We start from the raw sequence: 24,968 nt of genomic DNA, 5'->3' as shown, positions 1-24,968 counted from the left end.
ACCATTACACAGCAAGACGTCGAAGGCAGTGCCCGGCAAAACCGCTTCACACTCACTCGGCGGGCACTGCCAGCCATTCTCCCAGCGCCTGCTGATACTCGCCGGTGGCCTTGCTCAGGTGCAGCCATTGGTCCACGTAGCCTTTCCAGGTGACATCGTCGCGTGGCAACAGGTAGGCCTTTTCGCCGTATTGCATGGACCGGGTCGGATTGACCGCACACAGGCCGGGCATGCGTTTCTGCTGGTAGAGCGCTTCGGAAGCATCGGTGATCATCACGTCAGCTTTCTTGTCCAGCAGCTCCTGGAAGATGGTCTTGTTGTCGTGAAATGCCAGGGACGCCTTTGGCAGATGAGCGCGAGCGAAGGCTTCATTGGTGCCACCGGCGGGTTCAATCAGGCGCACAGAGGGCTGGTTGATCTGCTCGACAGTCTGATACAGAGCCTGATCGGCGCAGCGGACCAGCGGGATTTTGCCATCGACGTCCAGCGTGTTGCTGAAAAACGCTTTTTTCTGGCGTTCCAGACTCACCGAGATGCCGCCCATACCGATGTCGCATTTACCGGCCACCATGTCCGGCATCAGGTTTTTCCACGTCGTGGGTACCCATTGCACATTCACCCCCAGGCTCTTGGCCAGTGAACGGGCCATGGTGATATCGATGCCTTCGTACTCACCGTCTTCGCGCAGCAGGGTGTAGGGCTTGTAGTCGCCAGTGGTGCAGACAGCCAACTGGCCAGCTTGCAGCACCTTGTCCAGATGCGAGGTGTAGTCCTGAGCCTGAGCCATGCCTGTGATACCCAGCAGCAGGGCGGTCAGGGCGCTGTATTTAAGATTCATCATGAGTCTGGATGCTCTCAGCGGTGCAGTCGGTTTTATTGGAGTCGACAGATTGCTTCATTTGTCAGGTCGATGTGAAGCTGTAATCAAAACATGCCGTTGGCCGGGGGAGGGTAAATCAGGGGTTGAACATTTCGTAAAAAAGCGTAATGTTGTGCCCCATGATTCTTGAGCAAATCAAAGCGGTCGGCAATGACACTCGCATGTTGATCATGGAGTGGCTGAAAAACCCGCAAGCCCATTTCCCTCCCCAGGACCACGGTGATCCGGCGATAGGCGTGTGTGTGTCGCACATTCAGGCCAAGGCCAACCTGTCGGCTTCTACCGCGTCTGCGCATCTGGCCATCCTGCAACGTGCTGGGCTGGTTCAGGCAACGAGGATTGGCAAGTGGACCTATTTTCGCCGTGACGAGCAGGCCATCGATCGGTTTGCCGACAGGCTCAAGAAAGAACTCTAGGCTTTGAGCGCTACTTATACATTTCGTCATTTTGCGTAATGTTGAATTGATAGGAGATTGACCATGAGCAACACAACCATCTACGTGCAGGCTGGCGGCGGCTACGATCAGGTCAGCGTGGGCGAAAGCGAAGTGCTTGCACCGAAAGCCGGTGAGATCACTGTGCGTCTGCACGCCAACTCGCTCAACTATCACGACTTCGCGGTCGTCACCGGCATGTGGGCACCGACGGAAAAACGCATTCCCATGGCCGATGGTGCAGGCGTAGTCACCGCAGTAGGCGAGGGCGTCAGCGAGTTCGCGGTTGGCGACTCCGTGGTCAGCACGTTCTTCCCGGAATGGATCAGTGGCGAGCCGCTGGTTGAAGGTTTTGTCACAGTGCCGGGTGATGGCGTCGACGGTTATGCCCGCGAGCAGGTCACTGCCCGTGCCACCTCGTTCACCCTTGCGCCAAAGGGCTACAGCCATGCCGAAGCGTCCACGCTGACCACCGCTGGCCTGACCGCGTGGCGTGCGCTGATGGTCGATGACGCGTTGAAAGCCGGCGATACCGTTCTGGTGCAGGGCACTGGCGGTGTATCGATTTTCGCGTTGCAGTTCGCCAAGATGGTCGGTGCGACCGTTATCGCCACGTCGTCGAGTGATGAAAAACTGGAGCGTCTGCAAGCCATGGGCGCCGACCACCTGATCAACTACCGCAAGGACAGCAACTGGGGCGAGACTGCCCGCAAGCTGACCGGCGGCCGTGGTGTGGATCACATCATCGATGTGGGCGGTCCATCGACCCTGCAGCACTCCATGAATGCGGCACGGGTCGCTGGCCACATCTCGGTCATCGGCATTCTGAGCGGTGTTGCCGGTCAACTGGAGTTCGTGCCGGCGCTGGTCAAACAACTGCGCATGCAGGGCGTGCTGGTCGGCAGTCGCACCCAGCAACAGGACATGATCCGCGCCATTGATGCCAACGGCATGCGTCCGGTCATGGACCGTTCCTTCCCGATGACCGACATCGTCGAAGCGTTCCGTTATCAGGAAACCAATCAGCATTTCGGCAAGATCTGCCTGGATATCTGATCCGCAACACTGTGCTGTTAACTGGGCACGGTGAACAGCGCTGGCCTGCCGACCCTGGTGTCGGCAGGCCAGTCGTGATGTTTTGCATTACTTTCCCCGGCGATCCCCGTTCATTTCCTTGCATCAAGTTCGCAGGTCTGTGGTCACATCCTCTGTGGCATGAAAGACGTTCGTGCTGTGCAGCCTCCGCGCTGCCTGGTGCCACGTTCAATTCGATTATCAGATCAGGGACGCATTGAAATTATGAAACCTCATCTTTTGCTAGGTCTGCTTGGCGTTTTCTCTTTCGGTGTTCAGGCTGCATCGCTGGACGTTCCAATCAATCTGGTCAGCGCTGATGGCGCGCCCAAACCTGTTGGCAGCGTTACGGTGAGCGAAACGCAATACGGCTTGCTGTTCACTCCGAATCTGAAAGAGCTGCCTGCTGGCATCCACGGTTTTCATGTGCATGAAAACGGCAGTTGCGAAGCGGGTACCAAAGACGGCAAGAAGGTTGCAGCCCTCGCGGCAGGCGGTCACTTTGACCCGGCCAAGACCGGCAAGCATCTGGGGCCTTACGCCGATGGCCATCTAGGCGATCTGCCTGCGCTGTACGTGGCTGCTGACGGCACTGCGAGTTATCCGGTGCTTGCCCCACGCCTGAAGAAGCTCTCGGAAGTCAAAGGCCACGCGCTGATGGTTCACGCCGGCGGCGACAACCATTCCGACCACCCCGCACCTCTGGGCGGTGGCGGTGATCGTGCTGCCTGCGGCGTGATCTGATGCCGTGTGCCTGCATCCGTTTCGGGTGCAGGCACGCCAATGGTTACAGCTTTCTCGCGTGAGTGAGACGGGCGCTACACCGTTCTCTCCACGACGCGGCGCAGAGCAATCACGCGTGTTTGAGCGCATCCCCATGATGCATCGCCGAATGACCGGTCTTGTCGCTTTTCACTTCGTACTGCGGATCGTCCTTTGAAGCGGGCCGATGTTTGCCCATGAACTCCACGTCCTGCACATGTACTTTGGTGACTTTGCCATGCACCTGGCCTGCCTCGGAGTTCCAGTGTACGGCGTCACCAACTTTGAATGCGGTGGTCATTCAGATGTCCTCGAGTGGGGAGCGACTGATCTGCAGCATTCGCTCGGTACTGTTCGGAGTGTTCGGCGGGGGAAGAATTCACTGTATTTGATCGGGTGGTTGGCCTTTATCTTGCTCATGTATCCGCAGTCCGTTACCAAGGAAGTGCTGACATGATGAAGTGGCTTACAGGCGCCCAGATTACCAATGATCAACCCCGGGCTGTTGCTGACGGCGTCTTGCAACACGGTCGCGCATTGTCCGAGGCGAAAGGGGGAATGGCTGATCCTATTGCCTGCATGATCACGGAGAACGATCTATTGATTGGCGGCGCCACAGGCCGAACCGAGTTTCAGCGGCTGTTTGTGAGTTATCTCTGGATCGATGCCGGGTCGCGCGGAAAAGGGCTCGGGGCGCAGACGTTGCACAGGCTTGAGGCATTGGCCATCGAGCGAGGCTGCACTGACGCTCTGATCGAAACGCTGGATGACGATATCGCCAGATGGTACGCGCGTTGCGGTTACGTGCCGATCGCATGCCTTCCACGCTACTGTGGCCCCTGGAGCCGGCACACGCTGTTGAAGTCGTTCGGTGCACAGGAGCGCATGTGAAAGAAGTACGATGGGCGTTGCCATCGCCCGGCACACCGCCTGCTTGCCGTGAACTTCAATCTTCGCGCAACACCGCCAGCCTGCGCAGGATCTTCAGCACGTAGCCTTTTTCAATCATCGCGCCATGGTGTCCATCGCAAAAACGCTCGCCTCTGATGCAGTACGTCAGCAGCGTTTGCATATCAGCGAGGTTTGCCTGGGCGATATAGATGTCGTCATTGAGCATGTCCGCCGCGCCATGATTAAGGTAATCAATGTCACACCAGCAGTCTTTGGCCACCGCGCGATAAAACGCTTCGACTGCCGGAAAGTAGTCTGGCCAATAGGTGTTTTCCTTGATGATATAAGTCTTGATCGCCACGCCGTCTGGGTACAGCAGTGGCAGGTAGGAGAGTAACTGGTCAATATCGTCGGCCGCCGGCGAGGGTTCATCAGGCAAACGTGTTTCGCTTGAGGGATGTGGCAGAAATGTCCTGACCTGTCTTGGCGTATGTTCGGCCACATAAATATCAAACGCCCATACTTGCCCGGCCGTCAGTCGCTGGTCTTTGTAGTGCTGCACATATTCTTGATAGCGTTGAAACGCGTCCGATTGCGCGCCGTCGGCAAACAGCGAAGCAATAGCAGCGGATTGAGTCAGCCAATAAACATTCGGCGAGCTTTCGGCTTTTGACGTAACGATGTCGATTGCCGCTGACTGCAGCTCTCTGGCCAACTGCCGTCCTGTTTCACGGCATGACTCGTCCTGACTGGCTGGATCAGCCTGTTCCGTTTGCGCAACGTAGGCGTGGTAGCGGGCTCGCAGCGGTTCGTCCTGTTGCCTCAATGGGGGGCAGGCAGGTGGCTGCAGACGCAGTGGTTCCGGCTCTTTATAGACTGGCAGCCAAGCCAGATTTTCCTGCACGCGTGACATGGATTCTTGCTGATCGACAGGCTGCGCAGGCGGCAACCGATCAGACTGCTGCCCCTTGGGCTTTCCGTCGAAGCGCGCTTTCAGGCGCATCAGCAGCTTGATCATATGAGCACTCCAGTGCATCGCCTCGATTTAAAAGGGGATTCTCGCATCATTATTCTGGTGGAAATCTCGGCATGGAAAACATCTTTAGCGCGTCCGCTGGCGCTACGTCGGTCCATGAACTGCAGATCGTCACCGAGATGATGGGGCGTATCGGACAGCTGCCGAAGCTCTGACACGACGCTCGGGCCTGTTGCAAGGACAGGCCCGGGTTCGATGCGCAGGCAAACGAGGCGGACAATGGGTAAATCCGAGCCTTGGCCTAAGCGCATTCCACCCGGTTGCGGCCCAGACGCTTGGCCTGATAAAGCGCCTTGTCTGCACGCTGAATGAGGCTGGCAGCCGATTCTCCGGCGCTGAGCTCTGCAACGCCCAGTGAAATGGTCACCGACCCTGTTTCCGGGATCACCAGGCTTTCAACGCTCTTGCGAATGCGCTCCGCGAGTTCGGCCGCCTGTTTCAACGAGCTGTCGGGCACCAGGATCAGAAACTCTTCTCCTCCCCATCGAGCGGCGACGTCCAGCAGGCGGATACGCTGTTTGAGGATGGCCGCAACGCTGGTGATTACGCTATCGCCGGCAGGATGGCCATACCGGTCGTTGACCGCCTTGAAATGATCGATATCGCAGATGATCAGGCTGAACGGCTTGCCCGACATACTCACCGCAGGTATCTGTCGCTCAAGCGTATGCTCGGCTGAGCGACGGTTATCCAGCCCGGTCAGCGGATCGCTGTGAGCAATCTCCAGCAACTTTTGTTCACGGCCCAGGCGCGTGGTCACATCCTGGCTGATGCTGACATAGTGGGTGATTGCGCCCTCCAGGTTACACAGCGGCGAAATGCTGTGTTCCGCATAAAACAGCGAGCCATCCTTGCGCTTGTTAATGAAGGTCGTGCGAAGCGGGGCGCCACTCTTCAGCGCTTCCTTGAATTGCGCATAGAACGCCTCATCGTGTTTTCCAGAGCTCAGCATCCGCGGGTTTTCGCCGAGGATTTCGCTGCTGCTGTAGCCAGTAATCTGCTGAAAGGCTTCATTGGCAAACACGATGGTGGAATTGCAGTCGGTGATGATTATCGGATCAAGCGCAGCGTTCAGTGCCTGCGCCAGCAGGTGTTGCTCACGCTCGGCGCGGATGCGCGGGCTGATGTTCTGCTGCACAGAGACAAAGTTGCACACCGTACCTGCATCGTCGCGCACGGGAGAAATTTTCCACTCGACGATGTAAGGACTTCCGTCCGCGCGGTAGTTGACTGTCGACCCTTCGAAAAAAAGAATTTCGCTCAGGCATTCGCGCATCCGCTCGATCACTTGAGGATCGGTGTCCGGGCCTTGCAGGATCCGTGGCGAGGCACCGATCAATGCCTCGGCCGTGTAGCCGGTCATGGAGCAGAAGGCCGGATTGACGTACACAATGAAGGGACCGCCATTGGCCAGATTGGCGTCGGTGATCAATACGGCATTGAATGACTGTTCAACAACTGCTTCAAGCAAGGCAAGACGCTGGCTGGATGAGGTCATCTGATTTCCTGTCGAGTGATCCGTTAATTGATCGCGGCTCTGATCAGATAATGTGTGACGCAATGCCGGTTGGACAATGGATGCCGTGAGTTGGACCGCAGGCACTGAGCACTGGTTGCACTGGCACTATATCCACATGAATAAACGGGTGCATGACGCCCATCACGACGGTATTCAGTACGCTGCGCAGAGCTTCCTGGATCAGTTACCAGATCATTGGCAAGATTTTACAGGTAGAGACCCATTACAAGACAGCATGCTCACGTTCAGGCTGCGCAATGGCCGGGAGTCATTCCGGCCCATCACCGTCGGCGTAAATCAGGCAGTGCATTCGGCAGCGGACTTGATGATATGCAGCAGTGCCTCTGAGCGCATCGGCCTGTTCAGCAGATAGCCCTGAAAGTAAGGGCAGCCCATTTTGCGCAGCAGGTTGTATTGTTCCGCTGTCTCCACGCCTTCCGCGGTGATATCCAGATTCAGCGCTCGGCCCAGCGACAGGATGCTGCTGACAATGGCTTCGCTGCGCTCATACGTCATCATTCGGGACACGAAGGACCGATCGATCTTCACCGCATCGATCGGGTAGCGGTCGATGTAGCCGAGCGAGCTGTAACCCGTGCCGAAGTCATCCAGCGCCACTCGCACGCCAAGCTGCCTGATCTGTCGGAGAATCTCCGCGATCGCGTCAGGCTGATAGAGAAACACCGATTCGGTGACCTCGATCTGAAGCTGGCCCGCAGGCAGGCCGGTGGCGGCGATGATCCGAGTCACCTGATCGACGAATCCAGGGTGGCTCAACTCTTTCCCGGACACATTGACGTTGAGCCTCAGGTCCAGGTGAGAGAACTCCTTGCGCCAGGCCTGCACTTCGCTACACGCCTGATGCATGACCCAGGCCCCCAGCTCATGAATGATCCCGAGGTCTTCGGCAATCGGGATGAACGCATCGGGAGAAATGATGCCCATGGTGGCATGGTTCCATCTGACCAGGGCTTCGACCCCGACCAGGTGTTCACAGTTACCGCTGTAGATCGGCTGATAAAAGACCAGGAAGTCCTTGTCTTCCAGTGCCTGGCGCAGCGCGTTCTGAATCACCAGCGTATCGATCGCCGCCTCGCGCATCGAGGTGTTGAAGATGCTCCAGCGCCCTCTGCCCTGTTTTTTCGCGGAGTACATGGCCACATCGGCATCACGCAGCAACTCTTCGGGCTTGGTATGGCTTTCACCTGCGGTGACAATGCCGATGCTGCACGAGATGAAAATGTCCTGGCCTTCGATCTGTATTGCCGTGTGCAATTGACTGACGATACGTTCAGCCATTTTTACGGCAGTCTCAGGCTGATCCTTACCCATCAGCAGGATCGCAAATTCGTCGCCGCCGATTCGTGCCAACACGTCATTCGAGCGGACGCAGGTCTGCAATCGGTTCGCGACCGCCTTGAGCAACTTGTCACCGGCCAGGTGCCCCATGCTGTCGTTGACCACCTTGAAGCCGTCCAGGTCCAGAAACAGTACCGTTGCCCGTTCGTAACGAGAATCACGGGTTGCAAATGTCGTGGTCAACTCGTTCATCAGGTAAGCGCGGTTGAACAGCGAGGTCAGCTCATCGTGGAAAGCGATATAGGTCAGCTCTTCGGAAATGCGTTCGCGTTCCTCCAGCCGGCTCTGTAGCGCAAGCTTTTCCTCCCACTCCAGCCGAGCTCGCTGAGCCAGTTGCTGAGACTCCTTGCGCTCGGTGATATCGCGCTGCACGGACACCCAGTGGGTGAACCAGCCTTTTTCGTTGGCCACCGGCACAATGCTCAGCTCGACCCAGAACTGACTGCCATCCTTGCGGGTGTTGAGCAGTTCGACCTCGACCGGTCGCCAGTGACTGAGCGCCTCGCGAATAACGTCCAGCGTTGCCCGACTGGTGTCCTCACACTGCAGGATCCGGGGCGTGCGGCCTATGACTTCCTCTTCAGTGAAGCCGGTGATCGCCAGGAACGCAGGGTTGCAATAGACGATACGCGGGCCGGGCAGATCGATGGGTTCCGCTTCGGTGATAAGAATCGCGTCATTGGCGTTGATGACAACCGATTCAAGCAAGCGCAGGCGTTCGAACGAAGTCACCAGCGGGTTGTTGGCCTCGGGATCACGCCCCGGTTGCAGGTAAGTGCGAATATGAACCGCCTGGGCCTGCAGCGCGTAGCGTTGCGCTGCGCTCAGCACCGTTGCGTCATCGCTGTTGCTCAACAGCATTGCGCCGAGCAACTCATGCCTGAAGCCACGGATAGCGACGTAGATCAGCGTCGCCCCCGTGTTGGTTTCCATCGCATTCGCCGGGCTGTCCTGACCGACCAGCACCACGTCGCCATACGACGAGATCATCCTCAACCATGCCTCACCCGCTTGGGGCAGGCTTGGACCAAAGGTGACCAACTGCTCCCAGCCTGTAGCGCTGGATACCATCAGCAAACCGGCGGTGCACGAGGCGGAGTGAGCAGCGGCCTGCAATACCTTGGCAACATCTTCAATATTCGTCGGTATGACGTGGTCGTGCTCATAGCCCTGTGGGTTCATCGATCACTATTCCTGAGTGGCGCGCATGTGTGGCCCGGATCATGTTTGGCAGCGCATAAGCGGTGGATCCGTCCTGTGGACCTCTTCCAGCTGCGCGGAGACATGGCCTGGTTGATTGAGCAGTTTTCAGCTGCGACTACGTACAGACTTGAAGTTGCTCACGACGTTTGGTCGAGGCGACGACTGACCCATTGCCTAACAAGCCAGGCTGTCATTCACCGGCGAATCTGCAGTAGGGGTTCATGTGTTAATACAGCGAATACGAGATGATAGTTAAGTGCCATTACGTACTAATGGCTAGGACAGGGCTGGTTTGAAAAGGTTGCATGGGACGGTAGATGCCTGGATAGACTGATCGATACGCCTTGTTTCAGTGTGTTCTGGTTTACGGTTTTTATACGTACGTGCAAGTCCACCCATGCGATGGTCTGTCAGATTCACGGTCCTCACGACTGGTAACACAGACGCGCATCGGCAGGTGTCGAGGAAACCTTTTTAGGGCTATGATCTGGTCGTTGAGGTTCATATTGAATATGCCGATAAGGAGGATTCATGCCCAGATCTCCAGAAAACATACTGTCTGAAGAAGCTATTCAGGAGCTGGAAGCCCAGATCCCGGCTAAAGCGTCCATCGCAACCAGAATGGCTTATGAGAAGGCAAAATCGTCCGGGCAGACAGTGTTGTTGTCCAAAGGAGGATTTATCGTCGCCGAATGTGCGGACGGCACGGAGAAAGTCGTGTGTGCCTCGAAGCCGAGACGCAAGGTAACGACCGGCTCTTTCAGGATCGGCCCAGGGTCCACTACCAGTGCCCGTACCTAGGCTACGTGTCTTTGCCGGCCCCAACGGTTCAGGCAAAAGCACCATCAAACGCATACTTCATCCTGACCTGATTTACATTTACGTCAATGCTGACGACCTTGAGCGTGAGGTGGGTGACAACGGGTTTCTGGATCTTTCTTCCTTTTCGATTGACGCTGACCAGCAGGCTTTCCGGACGTTTTTTTCGTCCCACCCCCTCATTGAAAGAGAGCAGTTGGCTTGCCAGGCTGAGCATTTCGTCCTCACCGCCCAATCGCTATTGATTGAAGGCATTACCTTCACGTCCTACCACGCCTCGGTGGTTGCTGACTTCATCAGGCATCAATTGCTTGATCAGTCCGCCAGCTTCACGTTTGAGACGGTCATGTCAGATCGTTCCAAAGTGGAGTTCATCAAAAAAGCCAAGGCAATGGGATACCGGACCTATTTATATTTTGTCGCTACCGAAAACCCGAGTATCAATATCAACCGGATCGCGATTCGTGTTGGCGAGGGCGGGCATAATGTCACACCGGAGAAAGTGCATACTCGTTATCACAGATGCCTGGCGTTACTGCCGGAGGCCATCCAGGCGACGAGCCGAGCATACTTGTTTGATAACTCCGGAGATACTGCAGAGCTCGAAGCAGAAATCACAGACGCTTCGATTGTCGAATACAAAGTTGACGAAGTCCCGGAGTGGTGCAAAGTCTCTATTGAAGAGCTTGAACGGCTTATCGATCCGCAACCTTAGAAGTGCTTTTTATCGGAGTACGAGCGCTTGGCTACAGATCGCAAAGCGCACATACGCTCACGCCTCATACCGCCGTCGCGCATCACTGAGCATGGAGATCGTCAGTTTGCGTACTTCCAGTTTGCTGATCTCTACATGGGAGCGCAGCAGCAATAATGCTTCGTCACGTTTGCGCGCCTGAAGGGCATTGAGGATTGCGGCGTGTTCGAGGTAGGTGTGTTCGATACGCGCGCTTTTGAAGAAGTCCAGACGGCGCACGATCCGGATGCGCTCGGTCACTTCCTGGTGGATACGGGCCATTTCCAGGTTGCCTGAAGCGGCTACCAGTTGGGTATGGAACTGTTCATCGAGGTCGGCGACTACTTGCATGTCTATCTGCCAGCTATCGCGATCGATCAACCAGTGTTGGCGCAGAACAGTGAGTTCCGGATGCACTTCGGCCGATGCACAGATGCGCTCGACCGCTGCGCACTCCAGGACGATGCGCAGATCGTATAGCTGGTCGATCTGGTTGAAGTCCAGAGGCTTGACTGACCAGCCACGCCGGAACTCGACATCCAGATAGCCTTCGCGCTGCAGGCGGTAGAGCGCGTCACGCACTGGTGTTCGCGAGACCTGATAACGGTCGGCCAGTTGGGTTTCGGTGAAGCGATCGTAGGGCAGCAGGTAGAAGTCGAAAATCTCCTGCTTGAGCCGCCGATAGACGTCTTCAGCCAGCGCGTTGGTGGTGTTCGGGGAATTCAAGGGCGTGGCTCCAGGCTGCTCAGGTCAATGCTGACATGTGCGGCAACGACTTTCCAGCCGCCCTCCAGTCGCGCCCAGGTTTGCATCTGCCGACCAAGGCGCTGGGTGACGCCATCATGAAACTCGGTACTGACCGTGGCGAAGTCTTCACCGAAGGTGCTCACCACGGTGCGCAGCAGCGTGCGGCCCGGTCCGACCGGCTGACACTGGCGTCGATAGCGCGCAATCGTGTCGGCGCCCTGCAGGTTCTCCGCGACGCCGTAGCGGACGGTCTGTTCGGAATTCCAGAAATACGCATCCAGCGTGCTCAGTTCATTGGCCAACAGGGCGCGTTCGTAGTCGTGAAAGGCGTGGGTCACTTCAGCGACCACGTGGGGGAGGTTGATGTCCATCAATGTGTGCTCCTTGTCTGCAGCGCCTGCTCCAGGTCCGTCAGTGAGGCAACCCGGCCGACAATCCCGCCTTGTGCGGTGATCATCTCCAGCGTGGCCTGTTTGAACGCGGGAAAGTAGCTTTCGGTCGCGTCTTCGATCAGCAGGCAGCGATAACCCCGGTCATTGGCTTCGCGCATGCTGGTCTGCACGCAGACTTCGGTGGTGACGCCGGCAAAGATCAAATGCGTGATCCCGGCGTCGGTCAGCCGCTGCTGCAGGTCGGTGGCGAAGAACATGCCTTTGCCGGGTTTGTCGATGATCCACTCGCCAGCGAGCGGTGTTAGGGTGTCGATAATCTGATTGCCGGGTTCGCCGCGAATCAGGATGCGCCCCATCGGACCGGGATCGCCGATGCGCAGGCCCGGCGAGCCATGGTCACGTTTGGCTTGCGGGCAATCGGCAAGGTCCGGGCGGTGCGATTCACGGGTGTGGATCACCGTCATGCCTTCACCGCGCGCCAGCGTCAGCAGGCGTTGCACGGACGGAACGATGGCCTGCAACGGTGCGACATCGTTGCCCAGCGCGGCACCGAAGCCGCCGGGTTCGAGGAAATCGCGCTGCATGTCGATGATCACTACAGCGGTACGGAATGTATCGAAGGCGAAGCGGTCAGGGCGCGCATTGACCTTGATCATGCCGGTTCCCCCGCGAAATGCTCGGCCCCGGCCATGTGTCGGCCCAGCTCGGTACGGTCGGCGTCCGCTGCACGGGTTTCAAACACCAGCTCGCCGTCGTGAATGACCACGATACGGTCAGCCAGGCTCAGCAGTTCGTCGAGGTCTTCACTGAGCAGCAGGACCGCTGTGCCGCTGTTGCGAGCGTCGATCAGGCGCTGGTGAATGAGCGCGACACTGGCGAAGTCCAGACCGAATACCGGGTTGGCGACGATCAGCACCGCGACGTCGTGGGTCAGTTCACGGGCCAGTACAGCGCGCTGCACGTTACCCCCGGACAAGGTGCCGATCGGCCGATCAGGATCGTTGGGCGACACCTGGAACTGCTCAATCAGGCTGCGTGCCTGGACACCTGCTGCTCGACGATCCAGGCGCCAGCCCTGGCGACAGAGCGGCGGCTGGTCGAAATTGCGCAGGGCGAGGTTGTCAGCCACGCTGAATGTGCCGATGCAGGCGTTGCGCAGGGGTTCTTCAGGCAGGCTGAACACGCGCAGGCGCTGCATCTGTTCACGCCGCGCGTGGTAAGGCTGACCGTCGACCGCTATCTGCCCGGCGCTGAAGGCGCGCTGGCCGAGCAGCGCTTCGGTCAGTTCGCGCTGACCGTTGCCGGAGATACCTGCAACCCCGACGATCTCACCCGGGTGAACGGCCAGAGACAGGTTTTTCACCGCCAGCGTGCCTTTGTCGCCAGGCACATCCAGGCCTGCCACCTGCAACTGCGGCGGACGGGCTGCCATCGCCGGGCGCTCGGTGCTCACCCCGCGTACCTGTGCCTCGCCCATCATCCACGCCGCCATCTGTTGCGTGGTGGTGTCAGCCACTGCCGCGCTGCCCACCCAGCGACCCTTGCGCAACACAGTGACGTCATCGGCGTAGGTGCTGACTTCGCGAAACTTGTGGGTGATCATCAGGACGGTCAGTTCGCCACGATGCGCCATCGCCTGCATCAGCCCCAGCACTTCGTCGGCTTCCTGCGGCGTGAGCACCGAAGTGGGTTCGTCGAGAATGACCAGTCGACGCTCCAGATACAGCTGTTTGAGGATTTCCAGTTTCTGCTTTTCGCCGGCCGCCAGGCTGCTGACCGGCCGATGGATGTCCAGCCGAAAAGGCATTTTTGCCATGAACGCTTCCAGGCGCTGGTGCTCGCTGGCCCAGTCGATACGCCACGGCAGATCGCCGCGCGACAGCACCAGGTTTTCCGCCACGCTCAGGCCCGGCGCGACGGTGAAGTGCTGATACACCATGCCGATCTGCAACTGATGAGAGTCGCGCGGGGTGCGAATCTCGTGTTCGCGGTTGTTGATCAGAATGCTGCCCGACTGCAGCGGGCTGTAGCCGATGATGCCTTTTACCAGCGTGCTCTTGCCGGCGCCGTTCTCGCCAAGCAGGGCGTGGACGGTGCCGGCGCGGACCTTGAAGGACACCTCGTCGAGTGCGCGAAACGCACCGAAATGCTTGCTGGCACCAATCGTCTCAAGGCTCGGGGCACGCATGTTCATGCTCCCAACAGGTCGCGAAGCATTGACGAATGGCCGACCGCACCGAACACGCCACCCTGCATTTTGACCATGCTCAGGGCCGCCGCATGGTTGCCAGGGTCGGTCGCCCCGCAGCAGTCTTCCAGCAGCAGGCACTCGAAGCCACGGTCATTGGCTTCGCGCATGGTGGTGTGCACGCAGACGTCGGTGGTGATGCCGGTCAGGATCAGGTTGTCGATGCCGCGGGTGCGCAGGATCAGTTCCAGATCGGTGGCGCAGAAGGAGCCTTTGCCGGGCTTGTCGAGCACGATTTCGCCGGGCAGCGGTGCCAGCTCGTCGATGATTTCCCAGCCCGGCTCGCCACGTACCAGAATCTTGCCGCACGGACCTGGGTCGCCGATTCCCGCGCCGATGCGCTGCGAGCGCCAGCGCTTGTTGGCGGGCAAGTCACTGAGGTCCGGGCGATGGCCTTCGCGGGTGTGGATGATGGTGAAGCCCAGCGGGCGCATCGCGGCGAGCAGCGCCTTGATCGGCTCGATGGGCGCTCGGGTCAGGGCCAGGTCGTAGCCCATGCTGTCCACGTAGCCGCCGACGCCGCAGAAGTCGGTCTGCATGTCGATCACGATCAAGGCTGTGTTGTGCGCATGCAATTGCCCGTTCCAGGGCCAGGGGTAGGGCGCCGATGCAATATGACGTTCGCTCATGGCGTTACTCCTTCCAGCTGCTGGGGGTGGGTTTGAAGTCGCGCTCGGGGGCTGCAAAACCGCACGAGCTGCCATCGGTATGCACGACATCGTCTTCCCACGGCAGGCGGTACTGGCCTGCGCTCAGATCGTGCATGTAGGTGTAAGGACAGTCGCGTGCGCCGCCCTTGACCGCCACATAGCCGCGATGCCCGAATTGATAGATGTTGTTCTCCACGCCCCAGTGCAGACGGGCTTCGCGGACCAGGTCGGGGCGCAGTTCGCAGCAGACGATTTCGTCGGCCCGGCCACCCCCTTCAGCCATGATCGTACCGTCGAAGTCGACAAACATCGCCTCGCCCATGGAGTCGAACGTGCCGTCGGAGCCGCACATACAGACGCTTGCGGTCTGCATCAGGTTGGTGAAGGCGTTGCTCTGATTGGTGATCTTCCACGAGTGGCGGATCGGTGCGGTGTAACCCGCGGTGCGCAGCATGATGTCGGCGCCCTTGTAGGCGCACTCGCGGGCCATTTCCGGGAACATGCCGTCATGGCAGATGATCAGCGCCAGCTTGCTGCCGCGCGGCCCGTCGCAGACCGGAATACCCAGATCGCCCGGCTCCCACGGTTCGACCGGCACCCACGGGTGCAGCTTGCGGTAGTACAGGCGAATCTCTCCAAGGTCATCGACGATCAGGCCACTGTTGAACGGGTTGCCGTGCGGGTTGGCTTCCATGATCGAGAAGCAGCCCCATATCCGGTGCGCCTTGCACGCCTCGCGCAGTGCCATGACTTCCGGGCCGTCGAGGCTGCACATGATCTCCGGTGCGGTACTCATCGACAGGCCGTGCAACGAGTATTCGGGAAATACGATCAGGTCCATGCCCGGATTACTGCGTCGTGCCTTGGCAACCATGCCGACCACTTTCTGCGTCTGCGCCCACAACGCCTCGCGCGTATGCGGATCGGGCAACGCCAGCTGCGCCAGGCCGATTACCACGCCATTGGGCGACTTGTTCAAACCACCAAGACCACTGGCCATGCAATGTCTCCTCGAAAAGATCAGTTCATCGCGTCAGGCTGAGTTCGCCCGGCGCGCCATTCAGAGTGCGACCACGGCGACAGGTGGCGTACATCACCACCAGCGTCAGCGCATAAGGTGCTGCGGCAAACAGGTAATAGCCGGTGCTGATACCGACCGCTTGCAGGGCCGGGCCGATGGCACCGGCAGCGCCGAACAGCAACGACGCCCACAGACACGCCAACGGGCGCCAACGGGCAAAGATCACCAGCGCCACGGCCATCAGTCCCTGACCGCTGGACAGCCCTTCGTTCCAGCTGCCGGGGTAGTAGAGCGACAGGTAGGCGCCGCCGATACCGGCCAGCCCACCGCCCACCGCAGTGGCCACAATGCGTACCTTGAGCGGTCGATAGCCCAGCGCCTGAGCGGTTTCGGCATGGTCGCCGACCAGACGCAGCATCAGCCCCCAGCGCGTGGTGCGCAGTCCCCAGTGCAGCACGAACGCCAGTGCTGCGCCGACGAAAAACAGCACATTGATGTTCAACGCCGAGCGCACGCGTTCTTCGCTGCTCCAGGCACCCAGCGCCAGTGAAGGCAGCATGGGCGCCTGTGGCTGGATAAAGGCTTTGCCGAGAAAGAACGCCAGGCCGGTGCCGAGCAGGATCAGCGCGATGCCGAACGCAATGTCGTTGACCCGTGGCAACGAGCATGCCAGCCCGTGCAGCAGGCCCAGCAGAACGCCGACTCCTGCAGCCGCACCGACGCCCAGCCACGCCGAGCCGCTGAGGCATGCGACGGCATATCCGGACATCGCGCCCGCCACCAGAATGCCCTCCAGCCCCAGGTTGATCCGGCCGCTTTTCTCGGTCAGGCATTCGCCCAGGCTGACGAACAGAAAAGGTGTGCCGACGCGGATAGCTCCGGCCAGCAGAGCGAGCAGAAAGGTAGTCAGGTCGATATCAGCCATGTTGCAATGCTCCCTTGTCCACCGGCGCAGGCGCCGCCGTCAGCCTGATCTTCCAGGCAGCGATACGCCCACCCAGGGCTTCCCAGAGCAGCAGATTGGTGAACAGCAGACCTTCAAGAATCAGCGTGGTGGCGTCCGGTAGACCGAGCCGTCGTTGCAGCAGTCCGCCACTGGCTTCCAGCCCGCCGAGCAGGATGGCGCAGACGATAATTGCCAGCGGATGATGGCGAGCGGCGAAGGCCACGAGGATGCCGCTGGTGCCATAGCCTGCGATCAGCGCGGCGTTGGCGCTGCCTTGCACCGCGGTGACCTCGAACATGCCGGCCAGACCCGCCGCCGCACCGCCCAACAGGCAACTGAGCATGATCAGCCGGTCCACGGGCAAGCCGATCATCAGCGCAGTACGCACGTTGCCGCCGACCACGGCGAGGGCAAAACCCTTGACGCTGTGGCGCACCAGCACATACGCCAGCAGACAGGCGACGACGCCCGCCACCAGGCCCCAGTGCACCTCGAAACTGTCGCTGATCGTGCCGATCATATAGGCATCGTCCAGCGGCGGCGTCGAAGGCTTGTTCAGGCTTGCCGGGTCGCGCAGGGGGCCTTCCACCAACTGCCGGAACAGTGCCAGGGCGATGTACGAAAGCAGCAGGCTGCTGATCGTTTCATTAACCCCGCGCCGCTGGCGCATCCAGCCGCTCAGGCCGATCCACAGGGCGCCCACGGTCATTGCCGCGACGGCCATGCAGGCGAGCATCAAAGCGGCTGGCAGATGGCTGAGCCACAAGGGTGTTACTGCGGCAGCCAGCCCGCCCAGTACCAGCGCGCCTTCACCGCCGATGATGATCAGCCCGGCCCGCGCGGGCAGGGCGACGCACAGCGCGGTCAGCATCAGCGGCGCGGCGCGTTGCAAGGTGTTTTCCAGCGCGAACCACGAGCCGAACGCGCCTTCGCCGACCAGTTGCAGCGCCTGCCAGGCAGGCTTGCCCTGAACCGCCAGAAACAGCCCGAACAGCACGCACGAGGAAAACACCGCCAGCACCGTAGGCAGCCCCGGCAACAACGCGCTGGCCAGGCGGCGCAGACTTGTCGATGAACTCATGAACGTTCCTCAGAGCTGGCCAAGCACGCCTTCGACCAGGTAATTCATGCTCTCCAGAGCAATGTCGGTCTGGCCTTGGGCAACACCATCGGCAATCACCACGTTGCCCTTGTTGTCCTTGAGCGGGCCTTTGAAAATCACGAACTGACCGGCCAGCATCTGCGCCTTGATGGCATCGGCTTTCTGCCTGGCGTCGGCCGTGACCGCAGGCCCGTAGGCAGACGTTTTGACGAAGCCTTCCTTGAGCCCGCCGCGCAGGAAGTTGATCATCGGCGCGCCGCTCTGGGCTGCCGCGACGTGAGCACGATAAGGCGTCTCCCAGTTCCATTCGGCCCCGGTCAGGTAGCCCTTGGGCGCCAGCGCAGCCTGACTGGCGTGGTAGCCACAGGTCATCACGCCGCGTTTTTCAGCCGTCTCGACGATCACCTTGGGCCCGTCGACATGGCAGGTCAGCACGTCACAACCCTGATCGATCAGGCCGTTGGCAGCTTCTGCTTCCTTGACCGGCAGCGACCAGTCACCGGTGAAGATCACTGTGGTGACGATGCTCGGGTCGACCGAGCGGGCACCCATGGCGAACGCGTTCAGGTTGCGCAGCACTTGCGGCACAGGTTTTGCGGCGACGAAGCCGAGCTTTTTGCTCTTGCTCATGTGCCCGGCGATCACGCCGTTGAGGTATTGCGCTTCGTCGATGTAACCGAAAAAGCTCCCCGCGTTCATCGGGTCGCGACCTTTCTGCCAGAGACCGCCGCAGTGCGCGAAACGGACGTCCGGGTACTTTTTGGCGACCTTGACCACGTGCGGTTCGAAATAGCCGAACGAGGTCGGGAAAATCAACGTGGCGCCGTCCTGACGGATCATGGCTTCCATGGTCTTCTGTACGGCAACGGTTTCCGGAACGTTTTCTTCCTCGATCACTTTGACGTTGGGCAGCGTCTTGATGATGGCCGCTGCCTGGGCGTGGGCCTGGTTGTAACCAAAGTCGTCGCGAGCGCCGACGTAGATGAAACCCACTACCAGTGGCGCATCGGCTGAATAGGCGCGACCGAAAGGCAGCGCTGCGCTCAGGCCGATAATGCCCGCCAACTTGATGAAACTGCGACGATCAACATTCGACATGTGTGCTACCTCGGGTCATTGAGCGATGGAAGATGTGTGCGCGGCGCGGTAGGCGCGCCAGCCTTTGTAGTCAGTGATGTCCAGCGCGCCTTCAAGGCCGCCAGGTTCACAGATGAAACCCTTGACCCACTGGCCGTCGGCCAATTGCAGCGAGCCGATGCCCAGTGGCGCTGGAATGGCCGCGACGAAAGCGCCGAACTGGCTCAGCGGCATTTCCCAGACTTCTATCTCGATGCTCGCGCCCTGTTCAGCGACGCGCACCAGTCCCGGCTTCGGCGGCGTCGTTTCTGCCAGCGCATACAGGCGGTAATCCGCGCTGGTGGTTGTGCTGCGCAGCAGACGCGCGCCGCCTTCGAGCAATTGCCAGTTGAGTGGCTGACCAACGAGGTGGGCACCGACCACCGCAACCTGCACGGTCGGGCTGTTATAGGGCAGGGGGGCCATCGCCACGGCGTCACGCTGGTCAGCCTGGCCGAACAGCGGCTGCCAGGCTGCGGCGATCTCTGCCAGGCGCTGATCGGCACCGGCCGGGCCAATCAGCGTGATGCCCGCAGGCAATCCGTCCGCGCGACGATCTGTCGGGATGGCGATGGCGCACATGTTCATCAGGTTGACGAAGTTGGTGTAATAGCCGAGCTGTGAGTTGAGCGCGACCGGGTTGCCGAGCACCGCTTCGATGGTCGGCATGCACGGCGCGGTCGGCACCACCAGCACATCGATGTCGGTCAGCAACTGCTGCGCAGCGCGGGTCAGCTCTGCCAGGCGATAGCGCGCGTTGAAGGTGTCCACGGCGTCGAATGAATCCGCGCTCTGCACAATGCCGCGTACCACAGGATGAATATCGGCCGCGTTGCTGGCGAAGAATTCGCCGATCGCAGCGCGGCGTTCTGCCACCCACGGGCCTTGATACAGCAGGGCAGCCGCCTCGGCGAACACGTCGAACTCGATGGTGCTGACCGTCACCAACGGGTCGTTCTGCAGGGCTTCAAGGGCTTTGAGGTAAGCCGCCTTGGCCTGCTCATCGCCGAAGAACTCGCAGTGCCGCGCCACGGCGACACGCCGAACCCTGCGCTGCACCGGCAATGCCTGCACGGCCACACTGGACGCATCCAGCGGGTCGTAAGCTGCAATGACCTGCGCCACTTGCCAGGCTTGCATGACATCCTTGGCAAAGATGGATGGGCAGTCCAGCGTGCGGCAGGCTGGCACGACCCCGCGGCTGCTGAACAGGCCAAGGCTGGGCTTGAGCCCGACGATGCCGTTGAAGCCGGCCGGCACGCGGCCTGAACCTGCGGTGTCCGTGCCCAGTGCAAAACTGACGTAGCCACGCGCTACCGCCACTGCCGAGCCGGAACTCGAGCCGCCGCTGACGTAGGCCGGATCATGCGCATTGCGCACCGCGCCGTAGGGCGAACGGACGCCCACCAGGCCAGTAGCGAATTGATCGAGATTGGTCTTGCCCATCAGGATTGCGCCGCTGTCGAGCAGCAGCTGCACAACATGAGCATTGTCCTCGGGCACGTAGGCGAACGCCGGGCAAGCAGCCGTGGTCGGCATGTGCGCCACGTCGAAATTGTCCTTGACCGCAAAGGGCACGCCGAACAGCGGCAATCGGTCATACAGCGCATCGCCCAGTTGCTCGGCGAGACTCTCCAGCGCCTGTGCCCGCTCGACAAGCTGTACCAGCGGGACGCGATGAATCCAGACCTCTGCCCGGTCATCCGCATCAATGTATGCGGTCAGGGTGTGCACCAGTTTCGTCAGGGTGATGTCGCCCGAGCGGAGCGCCGACTGAAGTTCAGGGATATCGAGTGCAGTCATGGTGGTGTTCATTCATGTATACAAGATGAACTGACGGGTTTGCACGTTACGGGCCAAGCTTGGTCAGAGGGCGATTTACAGGGAGGTTACCGGCAATTGGCAGGGTGTTATTCAGCAGTCATGCGTCATGTTTGCGCTTGAACGTGTCTGTGTGCACAAAGATGGGTCGTGCCAGCCGAGGGCAAATGTATCGCCCTGCGGCTGACATTAATGCGGGTTTCTCAACTCTCGCAGAACCTCAGCCGGTTACCGAACGGGTCGCACACTTCCAGTGTCTTTCCCCAGCCTTGCTGAACGATGTCCGGGCGGGCATAGCCGTACTGCTTGCCGATCAGCTCATCGCGCAATTGCTCGATGTTCTGCGTCGGGATGAACACCGCCGCACCTGGACAGGCGTCACCGTGATGCTCGGAGAGGTGCAGGTTCAACCCGTTAAGGCTGAGGCCCAGATACAACGGCAGATCCGCTTCGAAGCGGTGCTCGAACTCGATGCTGAAACCGAGAAAGTCGATGTAAAACTCACGCGCTTTGCGTTCATCGAACATCCGCAGGATCGGGATGGCGCTGGTGAAGGTCACGGTGGCTGGCTCCTGTGCAGACATTGCTATTCCTTTATTTGAGATGATGGGCGTGCAGTCATTGATACCGATGCACGCATTTACGCTATGCGGGCTGCTTTACCGGGAACGAGACGAACGGTTTTATTTCCTTGAGCACGAACATGCTCTGCATTTCCTTGATGCCGGGTAATCGTCTGACCACGGTCATGGCGAAGTCAGCAAAGGAATCCAGATCGGGCGCTACGACCTGAAGCAGAAAGTCCGCATCGCCGCCGATGCTGTAGCACGCAACGACATCTTCCAGCTGCATGACTTCCTTCTCGAATTTTCTGGCCTCGGCCTCACTATGACTGTCGATGCTGATACGAATGAACACCATGACGCCCAGCCCGATCTTGCGGCGGTCCAGAACGGCTCTGTAACCCTGGATATAGCGATGTTCTTCAAGCTGCCTGACCCGTCGCCAGCAGGGCGAGGCAGACATGCCGATCTGGTCGGCCAAGGTCTGATTGGTGATACGGCCGTCCTGCTGCAGAGCCGTGAGGATCCTTACATCTATCGGGCTTAATGTCGGATGGGTCATAAATACCGTTACTCCTCATGTTGTAGGAAATTTATACCGGTTTTAGCCGTCCAGCCAGTAAGAACAGATAATTCTTTCCGCGTTGAAACACGTAATATTTTTCGACACAGGGGTTTGCCTGCTGGATCTCAGGCAAGCTCTTCAATCAGCGTCAAGTCTCAAGGAGTGCAACATGCTTGATCTGACTCAGGTTCTTACCTATTCGGCAGCGCTGGGCATCGCCGCCGCCATCCCCGGCCCCGGTATGGCAGCGCTGGTCGCACGGAGTGTCAGCGGCGGGGCGGTGTCAGGCTTCTGCCTGCTGTCCGGGCTGATCCTCGGTGACCTGACCTATCTTTCATTTGCAGTATTTGGCCTTGCCATGATTGCCGAACACTTCAATGCGTTGTTTCAGGTAGTGCGATGGGGGGCGGCGATTTATCTGTGCTATCTGGCCTGGCAGTTCTGGTTCGCAGATCATCAAGCCATAGAAATCGGAAAATCAGCGAAGAAAAAAGAGTTGCTGTCCGCGGCCGCGTCCGGACTGACCATCACCTTGGGCAACCCCAAGACCATTGCCTTTTATCTGGCGCTTTTGCCGTTGGTCATCAATCTTGAAACGGTCTCTTTGCAGACGTGGGGGCTGGTGCTGGTGCCGCTGACGGTACTGGTGCTGCTGGGGGTAGGGGCAGTGTTCATATTTGCCGCCTTGCGCATTCGACATTTGTTGTCGAGTGAGAGTGCGCAAAGGAAACTGTTTCGCGGTGCGGCGGCAATCATGGTCGCGGCGGCAGCTTCGATGTTGGTGCGCTGATCTGCCTGGAGGGTGGATGAGGCCGTTGACGACCTCATCCGGTCGTCGTTACAGCTCCTTCTTCAAATGCTTTTCGATCTGCTCCAGCGACTTGCCCTTGGTTTCCGGCAGGCACAGGAACACGAAAATCAACGAGCCAATGTTGATGGCGGCGAAGATGAAGAACGTCGGGTTGCCGATGGTATCGACTGCAATCGGGAATGTGAACGCTACCGATGCGTTGAACAACCACTGCATCGATACCGCTGTGCCGGTCAGCAAGCCGCGCACCTGCATGGGGAACAGTTCTGACATCAGCAGCCAGTAGACCGGCGAGATGCACATCTGCATGAACAGCAGAAACACCAGAATGCAGGCGAGGGCGGTGTAGCTCTGGGTCATGTTCTGCGGCATGAACTGCAACACGCAACCAAGCGCTGCCTGCATCAGAATGACGATGACCAGACCGGTCATCAGCAAATGCCGACGCCCGTAGCGGCCTATGGCCCAGATGCCCAGCAAGGTTGCGATGACTGACACCACGCCGTTGCCGATCGTCGCGGTCAGCGCAGCGTTGGTGCCCATCCCGGTGTTCTTGAGAATGATCGGCGTGTAGTACATGAACGCGTTCACCCCGGTGAACTGCGCGGTAAAGCCCAGACCTACGCCGATCAGCAGCAACTTGATGACCCAGCGCTGACGCAGCAATTCTCTTGCTTTGGGACGATGGCGAGCTTCTTCGTCCTGCGCTTTCATCTCGTCGATTTCACGCTGCGCGTCCTGTGTGCTGGGGCGCAGTTGCTCCAGCACATCCTGCGCTTCGTCGAAACGGCCTTTGGAGGCCAGCCAGCGCGGCGACGCAGGTACGAAGAACGTACCGACCAGCAGCAACACGCCTGGCACCATGGCGACGGCCAGCATGTAACGCCAGATCCCCGGTGTATGCAGCAAGGCCGCCATGACCGCGCTCAGCACATAGGCGAGCAACTGGCCGCTGACGATCATCAATTCGTTACGGCTGACCAGCCGCGCACGTCGCGACGGGCCTGCGATCTCGGCGATGAACACCGGCACTGTGGCAGAGCCGCCGCCCACCGCGATACCCAGCACGAAGCGTGCTGCGATCATGAACGGAATCGACGGCGCAATGGCGGTGCCCAGTGCGCCGGCGATAAACAGCACTGACAGCAGGCGTAAGGTGAGGCGGCGTCCGTAACGGTCGGAGATATAGCCGCTGGCAAGCGAGCCGAACGCGGCGCCGACAATCAGTGACGCGGTGACCATGCCTTCGCTGTACGCATCCAGACCCAGGCCGCCCTGATCGGCGGGCAGGGTCATGAACGGCAGGGCGCCGGCGATGATGCCAGTGTCATACCCGAACGCCAGCGCGCCCATGGTCGCCACAAGCACGGAGATAAAGATGAGTCGATTCGATGCAGCGCGTTGCCGGCCTTGCTGACCCGCCGCTGCTGAGGTGCTACTTGAAGACATGAATCTGAAGTCCTTGGCTTGAAACCAGCGTTGCGCCAGTACATGGATGTCACGCTTAGGGCGGTGTCGGCCGTGCTAGTTCCCTACAAACCCGCTCAGGATTGTTTTCCTGGCGAAAGCCTTGAGCGTGAGACTGCTGAAACGATTAACTTCTGCTTGTCATAACGCCCCTGTTTTCCCCTTTTGCTGCCAATGAAATTCAGTTTTTTGACTGGTAAAAGATGCTTTTCATTGATTTAAAAGCAGTTTTTATCTGGCACATACGTCGCTGTCATTACTCACTCTCTGCGCCACTCATAAGCGCTACAGTAAAGCCGCAATTGTGTGCAGCCTTTCAACGAGGCTGCGTCTGTATCGTTTGAAAAGGAGGGCGCCATATGAACCTGGCCGATCAGTACCGTGCCTACATCGCCTGCCTCAACGACCGTCGCTGGCAGGACCTGGGCGATTTCGTCGACGACGGCGTGCGCTACAACGGCGAGCGGATCAGTCTGGCCGGTTACCGGGCGATGCTGGAAAACGACGTGAGGATCATCCCCGACCTGCTTTTCAATATCGACCTGCTGGTGGTCGAAGCACCACAGGTTGCCGCCCGTCTGCTCTTCAACTGCTCTCCGCAAGGCCGTTTTCTCGGGCTGGAGGCGCTTGGCAAGCGCATTGCCTTCAGCGAAAACGTGTTCTACACCTTTGGCGACGGCAAGATCATCGGCGTCTGGTCGGTCATCGATAAAGCGGCAGTGGAACGCGAGCTTCGTGGCGAAGTGGCGAGCGTTTCGAGTGACAGAGCTACCTGAACGATTCCAGTACGTTCATCGAAGTAAAATCAT

General features: G+C 59.4%; 26 protein-coding genes. 8 read left to right on the top strand and 18 right to left on the bottom strand.

The genetic code is table 11. The annotated features are described in order from the left end of the window. Positions 1 to 52 precede the first annotated feature (52 nt). The gene (locus LIX91_RS04950; RefSeq protein WP_003409012.1) at positions 53 to 841 is read right to left on the bottom strand and encodes a transporter substrate-binding domain-containing protein; all 789 of its coding nucleotides are present in this window, start codon (positions 839 to 841) and stop codon (positions 53 to 55) included. Positions 842 to 987: 146 nt separating this feature from the next. Between LIX91_RS04950 and LIX91_RS04945 the strand changes: the two genes are divergently transcribed. From LIX91_RS04945 to sodC, 3 genes are all read left to right on the top strand, one after another. Beyond that, entirely contained in the window at positions 988 to 1,296 is a 309-nt protein-coding gene (locus tag LIX91_RS04945) for an ArsR/SmtB family transcription factor (RefSeq protein ID WP_017277782.1), read from the top strand. Positions 1,297 to 1,359: 63 nt separating this feature from the next. Next, positions 1,360 to 2,370 carry a zinc-dependent alcohol dehydrogenase family protein gene (locus LIX91_RS04940; RefSeq protein ID WP_003365244.1) on the top strand — a complete coding sequence of 337 codons (1,011 nt, stop codon included), beginning with the start codon at positions 1,360 to 1,362 and terminating at the stop codon, positions 2,368 to 2,370. Positions 2,371 to 2,613: 243 nt separating this feature from the next. After that, positions 2,614 to 3,132 carry a superoxide dismutase family protein gene (gene sodC, locus LIX91_RS04935; protein ID WP_100072242.1) on the top strand — a complete coding sequence of 173 codons (519 nt, stop codon included), beginning with the start codon at positions 2,614 to 2,616 and terminating at the stop codon, positions 3,130 to 3,132. A 109-nt stretch (positions 3,133 to 3,241) separates the two neighbouring features. Here the strand turns inward: sodC and LIX91_RS04930 are convergent, their stop codons facing one another. After that, positions 3,242 to 3,451: a DUF2945 domain-containing protein gene (locus tag LIX91_RS04930; RefSeq protein ID WP_003320186.1), complete on the bottom strand. Its 210-nt coding sequence runs from the start codon at positions 3,449 to 3,451 to the stop codon at positions 3,242 to 3,244. A gap of 152 nt (positions 3,452 to 3,603) precedes the next feature. Here LIX91_RS04930 and LIX91_RS04925 point away from each other — a divergent pair, with 152 nt between their 5' ends. Beyond that, positions 3,604 to 4,041 (top strand): GNAT family N-acetyltransferase, encoded by a 438-nt coding sequence (locus LIX91_RS04925; protein WP_100072241.1) that lies wholly within the window; start codon positions 3,604 to 3,606, stop codon positions 4,039 to 4,041. Positions 4,042 to 4,096: 55 nt separating this feature from the next. Here LIX91_RS04925 and LIX91_RS04920 read toward each other — a convergent pair whose 3' ends face one another. The 3 genes from LIX91_RS04920 to LIX91_RS04910 all read right to left on the bottom strand — a co-directional run bounded on the left by LIX91_RS04920 (position 4,097) and on the right by LIX91_RS04910 (position 9,137). After that, positions 4,097 to 5,059 carry a DUF6508 domain-containing protein gene (locus tag LIX91_RS04920; RefSeq protein ID WP_103695966.1) on the bottom strand — a complete coding sequence of 321 codons (963 nt, stop codon included), beginning with the start codon at positions 5,057 to 5,059 and terminating at the stop codon, positions 4,097 to 4,099. Positions 5,060 to 5,318: 259 nt separating this feature from the next. After that, entirely contained in the window at positions 5,319 to 6,575 is a 1,257-nt protein-coding gene (locus tag LIX91_RS04915; protein ID WP_226488045.1) for a sensor domain-containing diguanylate cyclase, read from the bottom strand. Between the two features lie 318 nt (positions 6,576 to 6,893). Continuing rightward, positions 6,894 to 9,137, bottom strand: a complete 2,244-nt coding sequence (locus LIX91_RS04910; protein WP_003409015.1) for a putative bifunctional diguanylate cyclase/phosphodiesterase — start codon at positions 9,135 to 9,137, stop codon at positions 6,894 to 6,896. A gap of 552 nt (positions 9,138 to 9,689) precedes the next feature. Here LIX91_RS04910 and LIX91_RS04905 point away from each other — a divergent pair. Both LIX91_RS04905 and LIX91_RS04900 read left to right on the top strand, forming a co-directional pair. Then, the gene (locus LIX91_RS04905; protein ID WP_003341904.1) at positions 9,690 to 9,959 is read left to right on the top strand and encodes a hypothetical protein; all 270 of its coding nucleotides are present in this window, start codon (positions 9,690 to 9,692) and stop codon (positions 9,957 to 9,959) included. Further along, positions 9,946 to 10,692, top strand: coding sequence for a zeta toxin family protein (locus LIX91_RS04900; protein ID WP_003341906.1), 747 nt, complete (start codon positions 9,946 to 9,948; stop codon positions 10,690 to 10,692). The genes LIX91_RS04905 and LIX91_RS04900 overlap by 14 nt, the downstream gene beginning before the upstream one ends. Positions 10,693 to 10,749: 57 nt before the next feature. Here LIX91_RS04900 and LIX91_RS04895 read toward each other — a convergent pair whose 3' ends face one another. From LIX91_RS04895 to LIX91_RS04840, 12 genes are all read right to left on the bottom strand, one after another. Continuing rightward, positions 10,750 to 11,436, bottom strand: a complete 687-nt coding sequence (locus LIX91_RS04895) for a GntR family transcriptional regulator (RefSeq protein ID WP_003341908.1) — start codon at positions 11,434 to 11,436, stop codon at positions 10,750 to 10,752. Then, on the bottom strand, positions 11,433 to 11,828 hold the full coding sequence (gene hpxZ / locus LIX91_RS04890) for an oxalurate catabolism protein HpxZ (protein WP_003314099.1): 396 nt from the start codon (positions 11,826 to 11,828) through the stop codon (positions 11,433 to 11,435). Before hpxZ ends, LIX91_RS04895 begins: the two co-directional genes overlap by 4 nt. Continuing rightward, positions 11,828 to 12,505 (bottom strand): cysteine hydrolase family protein, encoded by a 678-nt coding sequence (locus LIX91_RS04885; protein WP_226488044.1) that lies wholly within the window; start codon positions 12,503 to 12,505, stop codon positions 11,828 to 11,830. The genes hpxZ and LIX91_RS04885 overlap by 1 nt, the downstream gene beginning before the upstream one ends. Continuing rightward, positions 12,502 to 14,043 (bottom strand): ABC transporter ATP-binding protein, encoded by a 1,542-nt coding sequence (locus LIX91_RS04880; protein WP_003415324.1) that lies wholly within the window; start codon positions 14,041 to 14,043, stop codon positions 12,502 to 12,504. Before LIX91_RS04880 ends, LIX91_RS04885 begins: the two co-directional genes overlap by 4 nt. Continuing rightward, positions 14,040 to 14,726 carry a cysteine hydrolase family protein gene (locus LIX91_RS04875; RefSeq protein ID WP_003365215.1) on the bottom strand — a complete coding sequence of 229 codons (687 nt, stop codon included), beginning with the start codon at positions 14,724 to 14,726 and terminating at the stop codon, positions 14,040 to 14,042. Before LIX91_RS04875 ends, LIX91_RS04880 begins: the two co-directional genes overlap by 4 nt. A 4-nt stretch (positions 14,727 to 14,730) precedes the next feature. Beyond that, positions 14,731 to 15,747: a formamidase gene (locus tag LIX91_RS04870; RefSeq protein WP_103695970.1), complete on the bottom strand. Its 1,017-nt coding sequence runs from the start codon at positions 15,745 to 15,747 to the stop codon at positions 14,731 to 14,733. A 25-nt stretch (positions 15,748 to 15,772) separates the two neighbouring features. After that, positions 15,773 to 16,693, bottom strand: a complete 921-nt coding sequence (locus tag LIX91_RS04865) for an ABC transporter permease (protein WP_024639183.1) — start codon at positions 16,691 to 16,693, stop codon at positions 15,773 to 15,775. Beyond that, positions 16,686 to 17,795, bottom strand: coding sequence for an ABC transporter permease (locus LIX91_RS04860; RefSeq protein ID WP_003341921.1), 1,110 nt, complete (start codon positions 17,793 to 17,795; stop codon positions 16,686 to 16,688). The genes LIX91_RS04865 and LIX91_RS04860 overlap by 8 nt, the downstream gene beginning before the upstream one ends. Before the next feature lie 9 nt (positions 17,796 to 17,804). Continuing rightward, positions 17,805 to 18,914 (bottom strand): BMP family ABC transporter substrate-binding protein, encoded by a 1,110-nt coding sequence (locus LIX91_RS04855; RefSeq protein WP_003409022.1) that lies wholly within the window; start codon positions 18,912 to 18,914, stop codon positions 17,805 to 17,807. 15 nt (positions 18,915 to 18,929) lie between these two features. Continuing rightward, positions 18,930 to 20,735 carry an allophanate hydrolase gene (atzF, locus tag LIX91_RS04850; protein ID WP_226488043.1) on the bottom strand — a complete coding sequence of 602 codons (1,806 nt, stop codon included), beginning with the start codon at positions 20,733 to 20,735 and terminating at the stop codon, positions 18,930 to 18,932. A 221-nt stretch (positions 20,736 to 20,956) separates the two neighbouring features. Further along, a complete protein-coding gene (locus LIX91_RS04845) occupies positions 20,957 to 21,337 on the bottom strand; it encodes a glyoxalase superfamily protein (protein ID WP_226488042.1) in 381 nt (126 codons plus the stop codon). A gap of 61 nt (positions 21,338 to 21,398) precedes the next feature. Continuing rightward, positions 21,399 to 21,878, bottom strand: coding sequence for an Lrp/AsnC family transcriptional regulator (locus LIX91_RS04840; RefSeq protein ID WP_003339885.1), 480 nt, complete (start codon positions 21,876 to 21,878; stop codon positions 21,399 to 21,401). 172 nt (positions 21,879 to 22,050) lie between these two features. Here LIX91_RS04840 and LIX91_RS04835 point away from each other — a divergent pair, with 172 nt between their 5' ends. Next, a complete protein-coding gene (locus LIX91_RS04835; RefSeq protein ID WP_003409025.1) occupies positions 22,051 to 22,671 on the top strand; it encodes a LysE family translocator in 621 nt (206 codons plus the stop codon). Between the two features lie 48 nt (positions 22,672 to 22,719). Here LIX91_RS04835 and LIX91_RS04830 read toward each other — a convergent pair whose 3' ends face one another. Then, a complete protein-coding gene (locus tag LIX91_RS04830) occupies positions 22,720 to 24,141 on the bottom strand; it encodes a sugar porter family MFS transporter (RefSeq protein WP_032702650.1) in 1,422 nt (473 codons plus the stop codon). Positions 24,142 to 24,518: 377 nt separating this feature from the next. Between LIX91_RS04830 and LIX91_RS04825 the strand changes: the two genes are divergently transcribed. Continuing rightward, positions 24,519 to 24,935 (top strand): ester cyclase, encoded by a 417-nt coding sequence (locus tag LIX91_RS04825; protein ID WP_103695973.1) that lies wholly within the window; start codon positions 24,519 to 24,521, stop codon positions 24,933 to 24,935. The last annotated feature ends 33 nt before the right edge of the window (positions 24,936 to 24,968 follow it).

Origin of the sequence: Pseudomonas sp. B20 (assembly GCF_020515755.1) — a bacterium.
GTDB classification, from domain to species: Bacteria; Pseudomonadota; Gammaproteobacteria; order Pseudomonadales; family Pseudomonadaceae; genus Aquipseudomonas; species Aquipseudomonas syringae.
The sequence above is the reverse complement of the archived record's forward strand: the minus strand, read 5'-3'. Positions and strand labels throughout refer to the sequence as shown.

What these genes read in the sequence shown, in the direction of transcription:
- LIX91_RS04920 (WP_103695966.1), bottom strand. Translation starts at nt 5,059, where the DNA reads ATGATCAAGCTGCTGATGCGCCTGAAAGCGCGCTTCGACGGAAAGCCC.
- LIX91_RS04835 (WP_003409025.1), top strand. Translation starts at nt 22,051, where the DNA reads ATGCTTGATCTGACTCAGGTTCTTACCTATTCGGCAGCGCTGGGCATC.
- sodC (WP_100072242.1), top strand. Translation starts at nt 2,614, where the DNA reads ATGAAACCTCATCTTTTGCTAGGTCTGCTTGGCGTTTTCTCTTTCGGT.
- LIX91_RS04905 (WP_003341904.1), top strand. Translation starts at nt 9,690, where the DNA reads ATGCCCAGATCTCCAGAAAACATACTGTCTGAAGAAGCTATTCAGGAG.
- atzF (WP_226488043.1), bottom strand. Translation starts at nt 20,735, where the DNA reads ATGACTGCACTCGATATCCCTGAACTTCAGTCGGCGCTCCGCTCGGGC.
- LIX91_RS04915 (WP_226488045.1), bottom strand. Translation starts at nt 6,575, where the DNA reads ATGACCTCATCCAGCCAGCGTCTTGCCTTGCTTGAAGCAGTTGTTGAA.
- LIX91_RS04825 (WP_103695973.1), top strand. Translation starts at nt 24,519, where the DNA reads ATGAACCTGGCCGATCAGTACCGTGCCTACATCGCCTGCCTCAACGAC.
- hpxZ (WP_003314099.1), bottom strand. Translation starts at nt 11,828, where the DNA reads ATGGACATCAACCTCCCCCACGTGGTCGCTGAAGTGACCCACGCCTTT.
- LIX91_RS04940 (WP_003365244.1), top strand. Translation starts at nt 1,360, where the DNA reads ATGAGCAACACAACCATCTACGTGCAGGCTGGCGGCGGCTACGATCAG.
- LIX91_RS04950 (WP_003409012.1), bottom strand. Translation starts at nt 841, where the DNA reads ATGATGAATCTTAAATACAGCGCCCTGACCGCCCTGCTGCTGGGTATC.
- LIX91_RS04910 (WP_003409015.1), bottom strand. Translation starts at nt 9,137, where the DNA reads ATGAACCCACAGGGCTATGAGCACGACCACGTCATACCGACGAATATT.
- LIX91_RS04925 (WP_100072241.1), top strand. Translation starts at nt 3,604, where the DNA reads ATGATGAAGTGGCTTACAGGCGCCCAGATTACCAATGATCAACCCCGG.
- LIX91_RS04840 (WP_003339885.1), bottom strand. Translation starts at nt 21,878, where the DNA reads ATGACCCATCCGACATTAAGCCCGATAGATGTAAGGATCCTCACGGCT.
- LIX91_RS04930 (WP_003320186.1), bottom strand. Translation starts at nt 3,451, where the DNA reads ATGACCACCGCATTCAAAGTTGGTGACGCCGTACACTGGAACTCCGAG.
- LIX91_RS04885 (WP_226488044.1), bottom strand. Translation starts at nt 12,505, where the DNA reads ATGATCAAGGTCAATGCGCGCCCTGACCGCTTCGCCTTCGATACATTC.
- LIX91_RS04860 (WP_003341921.1), bottom strand. Translation starts at nt 17,795, where the DNA reads ATGAGTTCATCGACAAGTCTGCGCCGCCTGGCCAGCGCGTTGTTGCCG.
- LIX91_RS04830 (WP_032702650.1), bottom strand. Translation starts at nt 24,141, where the DNA reads ATGTCTTCAAGTAGCACCTCAGCAGCGGCGGGTCAGCAAGGCCGGCAA.
- LIX91_RS04880 (WP_003415324.1), bottom strand. Translation starts at nt 14,043, where the DNA reads ATGAACATGCGTGCCCCGAGCCTTGAGACGATTGGTGCCAGCAAGCAT.
- LIX91_RS04870 (WP_103695970.1), bottom strand. Translation starts at nt 15,747, where the DNA reads ATGGCCAGTGGTCTTGGTGGTTTGAACAAGTCGCCCAATGGCGTGGTA.
- LIX91_RS04865 (WP_024639183.1), bottom strand. Translation starts at nt 16,693, where the DNA reads ATGGCTGATATCGACCTGACTACCTTTCTGCTCGCTCTGCTGGCCGGA.
- LIX91_RS04875 (WP_003365215.1), bottom strand. Translation starts at nt 14,726, where the DNA reads ATGAGCGAACGTCATATTGCATCGGCGCCCTACCCCTGGCCCTGGAAC.
- LIX91_RS04845 (WP_226488042.1), bottom strand. Translation starts at nt 21,337, where the DNA reads ATGTCTGCACAGGAGCCAGCCACCGTGACCTTCACCAGCGCCATCCCG.
- LIX91_RS04945 (WP_017277782.1), top strand. Translation starts at nt 988, where the DNA reads ATGTTGTGCCCCATGATTCTTGAGCAAATCAAAGCGGTCGGCAATGAC.
- LIX91_RS04855 (WP_003409022.1), bottom strand. Translation starts at nt 18,914, where the DNA reads ATGTCGAATGTTGATCGTCGCAGTTTCATCAAGTTGGCGGGCATTATC.